The 11,568-nt window shown below is 70.9% G+C and carries 8 protein-coding genes; 3 read left to right on the forward strand and 5 right to left on the reverse strand.

The genetic code is table 11. The features are described from left to right. Positions 1 to 49 precede the first annotated feature (49 nt). The 5 genes from BFN01_RS10630 to hrpA form a co-directional block, all read right to left on the reverse strand. The gene (locus BFN01_RS10630; RefSeq protein WP_071644206.1) at positions 50 to 955 is read right to left on the reverse strand and encodes an NYN domain-containing protein; all 906 of its coding nucleotides are present in this window, start codon (positions 953 to 955) and stop codon (positions 50 to 52) included. A gap of 1 nt (position 956) precedes the next feature. Then, positions 957 to 1,946, reverse strand: a complete 990-nt coding sequence (locus tag BFN01_RS10635) for a Gfo/Idh/MocA family protein (RefSeq protein WP_071644208.1) — start codon at positions 1,944 to 1,946, stop codon at positions 957 to 959. 50 nt (positions 1,947 to 1,996) lie between these two features. Then, positions 1,997 to 3,337 carry an O-acetylhomoserine aminocarboxypropyltransferase/cysteine synthase family protein gene (locus BFN01_RS10640; protein ID WP_071644210.1) on the reverse strand — a complete coding sequence of 447 codons (1,341 nt, stop codon included), beginning with the start codon at positions 3,335 to 3,337 and terminating at the stop codon, positions 1,997 to 1,999. A gap of 92 nt (positions 3,338 to 3,429) precedes the next feature. Beyond that, positions 3,430 to 4,374, reverse strand: coding sequence for an NADP-dependent oxidoreductase (locus tag BFN01_RS10645; protein WP_071644230.1), 945 nt, complete (start codon positions 4,372 to 4,374; stop codon positions 3,430 to 3,432). A gap of 23 nt (positions 4,375 to 4,397) precedes the next feature. Next, positions 4,398 to 8,435 (reverse strand): ATP-dependent RNA helicase HrpA, encoded by a 4,038-nt coding sequence (gene hrpA, locus BFN01_RS10650; RefSeq protein ID WP_371261023.1) that lies wholly within the window; start codon positions 8,433 to 8,435, stop codon positions 4,398 to 4,400. Between the two features lie 59 nt (positions 8,436 to 8,494). Here hrpA and BFN01_RS10655 point away from each other — a divergent pair, with 59 nt between their 5' ends. The 3 genes from BFN01_RS10655 to BFN01_RS10665 form a co-directional block, all read left to right on the forward strand. Next, positions 8,495 to 9,850: a heparan-alpha-glucosaminide N-acetyltransferase domain-containing protein gene (locus tag BFN01_RS10655; RefSeq protein WP_071644214.1), complete on the forward strand. Its 1,356-nt coding sequence runs from the start codon at positions 8,495 to 8,497 to the stop codon at positions 9,848 to 9,850. Between the two features lie 19 nt (positions 9,851 to 9,869). Continuing rightward, on the forward strand, positions 9,870 to 10,706 hold the full coding sequence (locus tag BFN01_RS10660; RefSeq protein WP_071644216.1) for an aldo/keto reductase: 837 nt from the start codon (positions 9,870 to 9,872) through the stop codon (positions 10,704 to 10,706). A gap of 68 nt (positions 10,707 to 10,774) precedes the next feature. Further along, on the forward strand, positions 10,775 to 11,568 hold a 794-nt coding region (locus tag BFN01_RS10665), incomplete at its 3' end, for a thioredoxin domain-containing protein (RefSeq protein WP_143187218.1).

Raw genomic sequence — 11,568 nt, forward strand, 5'->3', positions numbered from 1 at the left:
CCCTCGCACGGTGGACGACGCGCACGGGGCCGCGCCGCCCCGCCGCCGGTCAGGCCTCCTGCAGGCGCACCAGACGCTCGTGTCCGCTCTCCTCCAGAGCGGCGACGTCGTCGCGCGAGCGCAGGAAGTCGTTGAACGACCGGTATCCGAGCGCCTTCTCGCTGAACGAGGGGTCCATCCGGCGCATCTGCGTCTTCACGGCCGAGGCGTGCAGCCATTCATCGGAGTCGGTCTTGTCGTGGCCGAGACGCAGCGCTCGCACGAGAAGCGAGGTCGCCTCGGACTGGTCGTCCTGCTTGGGAGCGGCGGTGCGGGTGCGACGGCTTCGGGTGGTGCTCTTCGGCTCGGGCTTGTCCTTCGCGGACACCTCGGCCGGAGCATCCGCCGTGGGGCGCACGACACCGGGAAGCGAGTCGTACGACTCGAACTCGTCGCAGGCCGCGGCCAGCGACTTGGCCGTGGACCCGGCGACCCCCACGCCGATCACATACCGGCCCAGCCGCTTGCAGCGCTGCGCCAGCGGTACGTAGTCGCTGTCGCCGGCGACGATCACCACGTGCGTGAGATCCGGCAGCCGGAACATGTCTTCCACGGCATCGACCGCGAGGCGGATGTCAGCACCGTTCTTCGCGTACGCCGCTGCGGGGAACAGCTGCACGAGATCGACCGCACGAGCGACCAGCTGCGAGCGGTACTCGGCGTTCACCGGAGACGACCAGTCGGCGTACGCCCTGGTGAGCACGAGCGTGCCGAAGGATGAGGCGTAGTCGATGATCGCTCCGACCTCGATCGTCGCCTGCTTGAGGCGCTCGGCGACCTCGGCGTCGTTCGGGTTGTCGGTGATGCGCTGGCGATCCTTGCCGTAGGCGTTGCGCCCGTGCACCCGGTCGTACCAGGAGATGACGATGTTGTCGAAGTCGAGGTAGACCGCCACGCGGCCCGTGGTCTCTGCCATGTCAGCTCTCGCTCGGGTAGACGACGCCGATCTGGCGACGGATCTCATCGAGGGCGCCCATGATCTCGACCGACTCCGCGGTCGGCAGCGCGAGTCGAGCGCCGGCGGTGTCGCCTGAGGCGACAGCCGCCTCGGCAGCCAGCGCCTGGTACTGCATGCCGCGGCCCTCGACGTGCGACTCGTACTCCTCGAGCACGGTGCCGTCGGCGGCGATCACACGGAAAGACGTCGGCGTGTACCAGACCCGATCGATCTCGATGCGAGCCTCGGTGCCGAGCACGGCGGCCGTGTTCGGCCCGACGGTGCGCGACGAGGAGAGCGAGGTCGAGATCGCCCCGCCGGCGTGGGTCATGATCGTGGCGACCTCGGCATCCGCCCCCGTGTCCAGCAGGCGCCCGACCGCGGTGATCTGCGTCGGCGCGCCCAGCACGTCCCAGATGAACGAGATCGGGTAGATCCCGAGGTCGAGCAGCGCACCGCCGCCGAGCGAGAGGGCGTTGATGCGGTGCGCGGGGTCGGTGGGAAGGCTCTGGGTGTGGTCCGCGGACACCGAGCGGATCTCGCCGAGCGTGCCCGAGGCGATGACCTCGCGCAGCCGCACCATGTGCGGCAGATATCTGGTCCACATCGCCTCCATGGCGAGCAGGCCCTTCCCCGCGGCGAGCGAGCGGAGGTCATCGGCCTCGGCGCGGTTGACGGTGAACGCCTTCTCGACCAGCACGTGCTTGCCGTTCTGCAGCGCCAGACGGGCATCCTCGTGGTGCATCGGGTGCGGGGTCGCGACGTAGATGATGTCGACCTCGGGGTCTTCGGCGAGGTCGACGTACGAGCCGTGCGCGCGGGGGATGTCGAAGCGCGCGGCGAACTCGTCGGCTGACTCCTGAGTGCGTGAGCCCACCGCGACGACGTCGAGGCCTGCGGTGCGCAGGTCGGAGGTGAAGGCTGCGGCGATGCCGCCGGTGGCGAGGATGCCCCATCGAAGTCCGGTCATGGCATCAGCGTATCGGGGCGAGCGACATCCAGGGCCAGGAGGCTCTCAGGTCAGCGGGCTGCCACCAGCGCGTCCTCGAGCAGCGGCGCGAGCACCCGGTCGAGATCGGCGATGAGGTCGGCCGGGTCTTCGAGGCCTGCCGAGACCCGGACGGTGTTCACCGAGATGCCGGCCGCCGTTCGCTGATCGGCGGTCAGGTGCGAGTGGGTCATCGACGCCGGGTGCGCCACCATGCTGCGGGCATCGCCGATGTTGGCGACGAGCCGGAACACCCGCAGCTCGTCGACGACCGCGGCGACGCGGTCGAACGACCCGTCGTCCTCGGCGCCCACGATGTCGAACGAGAACACCGAGGGCGCGCCGTTCGGCAGGTAGCGTGCTGCGGCGCCGTGCCACGGGTTGTCGGCGAGCGCAGGGTGGTGCACGCGGGCGACCGCCGGATGCCCGGCCAGATGCTCGGCGATCAGACGCGCTGTCGCCGACTGCCGGGAGACCCGCAGGTCGAGCGTCTCGATGCCCTGCAGGATCTGCCACGCGTTGAACGGAGACAGGGACGGGCCGAGGTCGTGCACGTACTTCGACTTCACGAGTGCCGCGAAGGCCTGGCCGCTGCCGAACCGATCCCACAGGATCAGGTCGCCGAAGCGGGTGTACGGCGCGGTGAACTGCGGCCACCGTGCGGGCTCGGCGCCGAAGTCGAAGGTGCCCTGGTCGACCACCACACCGCCCAGCGAGCTGCCGTGACCGGAGAGGAACTTCGTGGCCGAGTGCACGACGAAGTCCGCGCCGTGCTCGCCCGGGCGCACCAGGTGCGGGGTGCCGACCGTGTTGTCGATGACGAGGGGCACCCCGGCCGCGTGCGCCACGTCGGCGACCGCACGGATGTCGAGCACCTGGGCGATCGGATTGGCCACGGACTCGGCGAACAGCAGGCGGGTGCGCGGTGTGACGGCATCCCGCCACGCGGCGATGTCGTCCTGGTCGACGAAGGTGACCGAGATGCCGAAGTCGTCGAGCGTCTCCTGCAGCAGATCGATGGTGCCGCCGTACAGCTGGTCGGCGGCGACCACGTGCCCGCCGCGGTGCACGAGCGCGAGGATGGTGACCGCGACCGCGGCCTGCCCCGACGCGACGGCCACCGCGCTCGCCCCGCCCTCCAGCAGCGCGACCCGCTCCTCGAGGATCTGCTGCGTCGGGTTGGCGTTGCGGCTGTAGATGATGCCGGGACGGCGCAGGGCGAACAGGTCGGCGGCCTCGGCCAGCGATGCGAACTCGTAGGCAGCGGTCTGGTGGATCGGCGGCACGGCGCTGACCACGCCGGTGGGCTGGTACCCGGCCTGCACCTGGGCGGTCGCGAAGCCCTGCGGAGTCGCGCTACACGGGGAAGTCATGTGCTCATGATGCTCTGCGGCGCCGCGCGGACGCCCCTCGTGTGTCGAACTGTTGCGACCTGCCCGGCGCGCGTGCCTGGCATCGTGCTTGATCAGGGAACGAGGACGATCTTGCCGTTCGCCGCGTGCCGCTCGATCAGCTCGTGCGCTCTGGCGGCGTCGGCGAGCGGGAGCTCGGGGCCCAGCTCGACCTGGAAGTCGCCGGCTTCGATGAGGTTGATCGTCAGCGGGATCGCGTCCTGCCGCCAGCTCTGCTCCTCGTCGGTGAGCGGGACGGGGCTGCCACCGGAGAAGGCGCGGATGCCGAAATCGGCCGCATCCGGACCGCGGACGATCGTCGCGATGCGCTCGCGGTCGTCGACGAGGGCGAGGGAGGTCTGGATCGCCTCGTCGGTGCCGGCGCAGTCGAGCGCGACGGTGACCCCCTCGGGGGCGAGCTCGCGCACACGCTCGGTCAGCCCCTCTCCGTAGGCGACCGGTTCGGCGCCGAGCGAGCGCAGCTGATCGAAGCGGCCGGGGCTGGCCGTGGCGATCACCCGCGCGCCCCAGAGCACCGCGAACTGCACGGCGGCCTGGCCGACCGCGCCCGACCCGGCGTGCACCAGCAGCGTGTCGCCCTTCGCGACGCCGAGCGACCGCAGGCACTGATACGCCGTGCCCACGGGGATTCCCAGGCTCGCGCCCTCCGCCATCGTGACGCCGTCGGAGAGGCGGAACACCTTCGACACCGGCACGGCGAGTGCGCTGGCGTAGGTACCCAGCACATTGTCGATGACGACGCGATCGCCGATCGCGAATCCGGTGACGCCCTCCCCGAGGCTCGCCACGACGCCGGCACCGTCGAAGCCCACGCGACGCGGCTCGACGATGGGCGGGGAGGGGCGTGCGCCACGGCGCAGCTTGGCATCCAGCGGATTCACCCCGGCCGCCTCGATGCGCACCACGACCTCGCCGGGGCCGGCGACCGGATCCGGGATCTCGGTCAGCCGCAGGACGTCGGGGGTGCCGATCTCGGAATAGACGATTGCGTGAGCCATGCCGCCCACGCTACCCGGACTCGTCAGGACCCGCTCGAGCTGCTCAGGACCTTCAGAATGCGCTGCGGCGAGACCGGCTGTGCGGTGCCCAGCCGCTGCGCGAAGACGCTGATCCGGTACTCCTCGAGCAGCCAGCGCGCCTCGACGAGGTTTGCCGGTGCTCCCGGGTCGAGGGGGATGCTGCCGCCCGCGTCAGCGAACGCCGTCGCGACCCGCTCGTACTCGGTCATCCGCGCGCGGTCCCTGCCCGGCTCGTTCGCGAGGGTCTTCAGCCGCTCGAGCATCCCATCCAGGTACCGGGGCAGGTGCGCCAGCCGCTCGACGCCCGTGGCCGCGATGAACCCGGAGCGGATCAGACCGCTCAGCTGCGAGCGGATGTCGTTCAGCGGACCGAGCAGCGCGAGCGAGTTCTGCGACTTGATGCCGCGCTCGACGTCGCGGCTCTTCGTCAGGAGCTTCGCGACGAGCGACACGCACGCGAAGAGACGATCGACGAGCTGGGCGTTCACCTCGTCGCGCACACGACGGAACTCCGCCTCGGTGCGGATCACACCGCCCGGCACGCGCTCGTCGATGAGGGCCCGCACGACCGCCGTGCGGGCGTCTTCGATGAGGTTCGCGACGTTCGGGTAGGGAGAGGCCGCGAGCGCGAGCTTCTCGGGCGCCGTCAGGTGGTTCTGCACATACGACGCGGGAGACGGCACGGTCAGCAGAACGAGGCGGAGCACGCCGTCGCGGATGGCATCCGTCGCGGCATCCGCCGTCGCCTCGACCCGGAGCGAGACCGACCGGCCGCGGTCGACGACCGCGGGGTAGCCGCGCACCGTGCCGCCCGCGACCTTCGTGTCGAGCCGCTCGGGAAGATCGCCGAAGGTCCAGTCGGTCAGGTCGTCCTGCTCGATCGGTCCGCGGGCGGACGCCTCGCCCGTCGACGCGCTCAGAGGCCCAGGGCGAGGCGTGCGGGCCTGCTCGGGCCGGTTGAGCGACCGGGTCACGCTCTGCCGCGACCGGTCGGACAGCCGCTGCTGCAGCACCGTGAGCCGGCGGTCGGATCCGACGACCCGTCCTCTCTCATCGACGGCCCTGAAGTTCATCATCAGGTGCCCGGGAACGCGGGCATCCTCGAAGTCGCCGGCGGAGACCGGCTGATTGGCGAGCGGCTGGATGAGCGTCGCCAGCGCCTCCTTGAGCGAGCGCGCCGGCACGCCGGAGTGGTGCTCGGGGCCGTCGGCCGCCAGCTGCTCTCCGAACCTCTCGGCCCAGTCGGCCGCGGGCACGACGTGCCGGCGGATCGCCTTCGGCAGCGATCGCAGCAGTGCGGTGATCAGCTCGGCACGAAGGCCGGACACCTGCCAGTCGAAGCCGGTGTCGCGGATCTGCTGCAGCAGCGCGAGCGGCACCACCACGCTCACGCCGTCGTCGTCGGCGCCGGGTTCGAAGCGGTACGCGAGTCCCAGCACCTGGTCGTCCTGCTGCCAGCGGGTGGGGAACTCGCTCTGGTCGGACCTGCTGTCGTCGTCGACGAGGTCGCTCTCACGCATCACGAGCAGCTTCGGCGTGGTCTGCAGCGCGTCGCGCCACCACTTCTCGAACGATCGCACGTCGAACACCTCGCGCGGGATGCGCTCGTCGTAGAACGCGAACACCGACTCGTCGCCGGCGAGGATGTCGCGGCGACGCTCGCGCTCCTCGAGCTTCTCGAGCCGGCGGCGCAGCTCGGCGTTGGCCCGCCAGAACGCACTCACCCGCTTGTCCGAGCGGTGCGGGTCCCATTCGCCCTCGACGAGTGCGTGCCGCAGGAACAGCTCGCGGGCGCCGGCGCGGTCGATGCGCGCGAACTGCACCCGACGCTTCGGGATGATCTCGACGCCGAACAGCGTCACCTTCTCGTAGGCGACGGCGGCTCCCGCGTCCTTCGACCAGTGCGGTTCGGTGACCTGCCGCTTGGCGAGATCGCCGGCGAGGGCCTCTGCCCACGCCGGATCGATCGCGGCGACCGTGCGGGCGAAGGTGCGCGACGTCTCCACGATCTCGGCCGCCATCACCGCCTGCGGGGACTTCTTGCGCAGACCCGACCCGGGGAAGATCGAGAACCGGATGCCGCGGGCGCCCCGGTACTCCGCGATGCGCCGGCCCTTCTCGCCCTTCGCCTTGTTCGCGCTGCCGGCTGCCGTCCGCTCGTCGAGGATGCCGATCTGCGAGAGCAGGCCGGCCAGAATCGCCCGGTGGACGGCATCCGCGCCCTCGCCTGGTCGCTCGGCGCCTCGCTCGGGAGCCGTACGCGACCCCGTCTTGACGAGCGTGCGCAGCTGCCGATGCACATCGAACCACTCTCGCACGCGCACGTAGTTCAGGTGCTCGGTGCGGCACATCCGCCGGAAGGCGCTGGAGCCGAGGGCCTTCTGCTGCTCGCGCAGGTGGTTCCACAGGTTGAGCAGGGTGAGGAAGTCGCTGGTCGGATCGACGAACCGCGCGTGCATGCGGTCGGCCTCGTCGCGCACCGACTGCGCAGCGTCGGCACTGGGGCGCTCGCGCACGTCCTGGATCGACAGCCCGGCGACGATCGCCATGACATCCGCCAGCACGGCGCCCCCGTCCGCGGATGCGGCGACGAGCATGCGCGCGAAGCGCGGATCCATCGGCATCCGCGAGATCTCGCGCCCGATCCGGGTCAGCCGGGGCCGCTCGCCCCTGGCGGCATCGACCGCGCCGATCTCGGTGAGCAGATCCAGGGCCGCCTTCACCCCCCGGGAGTCGGGAGGAGTGAGGAAGGGGAATTCGGTGATGTCGCCGAAGCCGAGCGACAGCATCTGCAGCACCACCGACGCGAGCGAGGTCCGCAGGATCTCGGGTTCGGTGAACTCGGGGCGCCGGTCGAAGTCGTCCTCGCTGTAGAGACGGATCGCGATGCCGTCGCTGGTTCGTCCGGCGCGTCCGGAGCGCTGATTGGCGGATGCCTGCGACACGGCCTCGATGGGCAGGCGCTGCACCTTCGATCGCGAGCTGTAGCGCGAGATGCGCGCCGTGCCCGTGTCGATCACGTATTTGATGCCCGGCACGGTGAGGCTCGTCTCGGCGACGTTCGTGGCGAGCACCACACGCCGGCGGACGCCGGCGAGCGTCGACGGCTCGAACACCCGGTGCTGCTCCGCGGCCGACAGCCGGCCGTACAGCGGCAGAACCTCGACGGGGGCGGCCCCCGATCGGTACGCGCCTCGCACGGCATCCGCAGCATCGCGGATCTCCGCCTCGCCGGGAAGGAAGACGAGCACGTCTCCGGGAGCCTCGCGCTCGAGTTCGCGCAGGGCGGCGACGATGGCGGTGACCTCGTCGTCGGGCTCCGCGGCGCGATCAGAGCGGCGACCCCTCGCCGAGCAACCTGCGCGGTCGGGTCGCTCGGCGTTCGATCCCTCGGCCTGCTGCGCAGCCGCGCTCTCGTCGACGGGCGGCCGGTAGCGGATCTCGACGGGGTAGGTGCGTCCGGAGACCTCGACGATCGGCGCCGGGATGCTCTCGACGGCGGGGTCCGCGCTGGGGGCGGCGAAATGCGCCGCGAAGCTCTCGGGGTCGATGGTCGCCGAGGTGATGATCACCTTCAGGTCCGGACGCTCGGGCAGGATCCGGCGCAGGTAGCCGAGCAGGAAGTCCACGTTGAGGGAGCGCTCGTGCGCCTCGTCGATGATGATCGTGTCGTACCGGCGCAGCAGCCGGTCGCGGTGGATCTCGTTGAGCAGGATGCCGTCGGTCATCAGCGCGATGCGCGTGGCATCCGACACCTGATCGGTGAAGCGCACCTTATAGCCCACCAGGTCCCCGAGCTCGACGTTCAGCTCCTCCGCGACCCGCTCGGCGATCGTTCGGGCGGCGAGACGACGCGGCTGCGTGTGCGCGATGCGCTCTCGGCCGAGCTCGAGGCAGATCTTCGGCAGCTGGGTGGTCTTGCCCGACCCCGTGGCGCCGGCGACGATCACCACCTGGTTGTCGCGGATCGCCGCGGCGATCTCGTCACGCGCCGCGCTGACCGGCAGCTCGGGCGGATAGGAGATCACGGGCGAAGACATAGCCCTCCATCGTATCCCCGCGTGTGCGCGCCCGTCGCGCGCGTGCATAGACTCGGCGGGTGACGACGATCGAGGGCGACATCGCCCCGCCACGACCGGTCTCCGCGCTGCGCGCCTGGCTCACGGAGTTCGGGCGACCGCCGCGGCTGATGGGGCTCGACGTCGCCCGCGCGCTGGCCGTGCTCGGGATGATGGCGGCCCATCTGCTCACCACACCTGAGCTCTCACCGCTCGACCCGTCGACGTGGGGTGCGCTGGTGCACGGGCGGTCGGCGATCCTCTTCGCCGTGCTGGCTGGCATCTCGATCGCCCTGATGACCGGACGCACGCGGTTTCCTGACGTCTCCGAGCTGCCCGCGATCAGACTCGGCCTCGTCACCCGCGGTGCCGCCATCTTCGCGATCGGACTCGTGCTCGAGCTGCTCGGCACGCCCATCGCCGTGATCCTCACCTTCTACGGCGCGCTCTACATCGTCGCGGCCGGGTTCGTGCGGTGGCGGGTCACGCATCTGCTCGTCGCAGCGGGCGCGCTCGCGGTCGCCGGGCCACCCCTGCTCGCGTTGCTGCAGGCGCTGACCTTCCACGCGAACGGTCCGGGCGCGGGGCTCGTGCTGTTCGGCACGTATCCGCTGACCGTCTGGCTCTCGCTGCTGTTCGCGGGGATGGCGATCGGTCGCACACGGCTGGACCGCGTCGGCGATCGGCTGCGACTGCTCGTGGTCGGGGTGGTGCTCGCCGCCGTGGGATACGGCATCGGGGCTCTGGGTGTCGTCGGGGCGACGGGCGCCGATGCGGATTCGACGGTGAGCGGCACGGCGGCGAGCAGCGAGTCCGTCAGCGAGTCCGTCAGCGAGAGCGTCACCGGGTCGGAGGCGCTCCTCGGTGTCGACCCCGAGGAGATCGACTTCACGGGTGCGGTCTGCGACGACTACGGCGACGCCTACATCAGCTGCTATCCGATCGAGGACGGCACGGCGGAGACGGAGCCCGAGCTCGAGACGTCCGGGTGGGGGTCGTACCTCGTCGAGCTCGCCGAACAGGATCCGCTGGGCAGCGCGCTGCACGCCCTGGTCGCTGTCGAACCCCACTCCGGCGGAACGGCCGAGATCATCGGATCGGGAGGATTCGCCGTGGCGGTGATCGCGCTGTGCCTGCTGGCCAGCGGGCCGCTGCGCTGGCTGCTGCTGCCGTTCGCGGCACTGGGATCCATGCCGCTCTCGGCGTACAGCGCGCATGTGCTGTCGTACGCGCTGATCGCCGGCCCCGGCGTCTTCCTCGACTCGTTAGACGTCTGGGCGTGGTCCGCGGCCGTGCTGCTCGTCGCGGCGTCCCTGTGGTCGATCGTGCGCGGGCGCGGGCCGCTCGAGACACTGCTCGCGCGGTTCACGGCGGTCGTTTCACGCCCGCCGCGCTGAGCGGCCCTACGCTGGAGGGATGACGATCCCCACTCTGGAACTGAACGACGGAAACACGATTCCCCAGCTCGGCTACGGCGTCTTCCTCGTGCCCGCCGACGACGCCGAGCGGGCGGTCTCCGAGGCGCTCGAGGCCGGCTACCGGCACATCGACACGGCGGCGATCTACAAGAACGAAGAGGGCGTCGGCGCGGCCATCGCCAAGAGCGGCATCCCGCGGGACGAGCTCTTCATCACGACCAAGCTCTGGAACGACCGTCACGACGGCGACGAGCCCGACCGGGCCATCGACGAGAGCCTCGAGAAGCTGGGTCTCGACGCCGTCGACCTGTACCTCGTGCACTGGCCGACACCCGCGAACGACAACTACGTGCACGCGTGGGAGAAGATGATCGGCATCCGCGAGCGCGGCCTCGCCCGCTCGATCGGCGTCTCGAACCACCTCGTGCCGCACCTCGAGCGCCTCGTCGCCGAGACCGGCGTGACTCCGGCGGTCAACCAGATCGAGCTGCACCCGGCATACCAGCAGCGTGAGATCACCGACTGGGCCGCCGATCACGGCGTGCGCATCGAGTCGTGGGGCCCGCTGGGACAGGGCAAGTACGACCTGTTCGGCACCCCCGCCGTCGCGGACGCCGCGTCGTCGACCGGACGCACGCCCGCGCAGGTGGTGCTGCGCTGGCACCTGCAGAAGGGCTTCATCGTGTTCCCGAAGTCGGTGCGACCCGAGCGCATGCGCGAGAACCTCGACGTGTTCGGCTTCGACCTCGACGACGCCCAGATGGCCGCAATCGACGGACTCGACCCGCTCGACGGCTCGGGCCGCGTCGGCACGCACCCGAACGACCTGAACTGACACACCTCTGAGACCCCCTGCCGTCCGCTCGCGGCCCGCGGCAGGGGGTCTCGGCGTACCGTGGGGGCATGACCAACCGGCTCGCCGACACGCTCAGTCCCTACCTGCGGGCGCACGCCGACAACCCCGTCGACTGGCATCCGTGGGGCGAGGAGGCGTTCGCCGAGGCGCACCGCCGCGACGTGCCGCTGCTGATCTCCATCGGCTACTCGACCTGCCACTGGTGTCACGTGATGGCGCGCGAATCGTTCGCCGATGAGGTGACCGCCGCGCAGATCAACGAGCACTTCGTGGCGGTGAAGATCGACCGTGAGGAGCATCCCGACGTCGACACGGCCTTCATGGCGGCGGCCTCGGCGTTCACCAGGAGCCTCGGCTGGCCGCTCACCGTGTTCACCACGCCCGCCGGTCGCACCTTCTACGCCGGCACGTACTTCCCGCCCGAGGCGCGCGGGGGCATGCCGTCGTTCCGCGACGTGCTGAGCGCGGTCAGTGAGGCGTGGACCGACCGTCGAGCCGAGGTGGTCCAGTCGGCGGATGCCGTCGCCGACGCGCTGCATCAGGCGGCGACGGCGGGGGCGGGCGGACTGCCCGACGCGGCAGCGATCGCCACGGCGTCGGCCGCGATCCTGCAGCGCGAGGATCACCGGCACGGCGGGTTCGGTGGGGCGCCGAAGTTCCCGATGGCGACGACGCTGCGATTCCTGCAGCATCCGCTCGCCGGTGGGGCGGATGCCGCCCGCCGTGCGCTCGACGCGATGGCGGCGTCGGAGCTGCGCGACCACGTCGACGGCGGCTTCTTCCGCTACGCGACCCGCGGCGACTGGACGGTGCCGCACTACGAGCGGATGCTGATCGACAA

The sequence above is a fragment of the Microbacterium sp. AR7-10 genome, assembly GCF_001878835.1.
Taxonomy (GTDB): Bacteria; Actinomycetota; Actinomycetes; order Actinomycetales; family Microbacteriaceae; genus Microbacterium; species Microbacterium commune.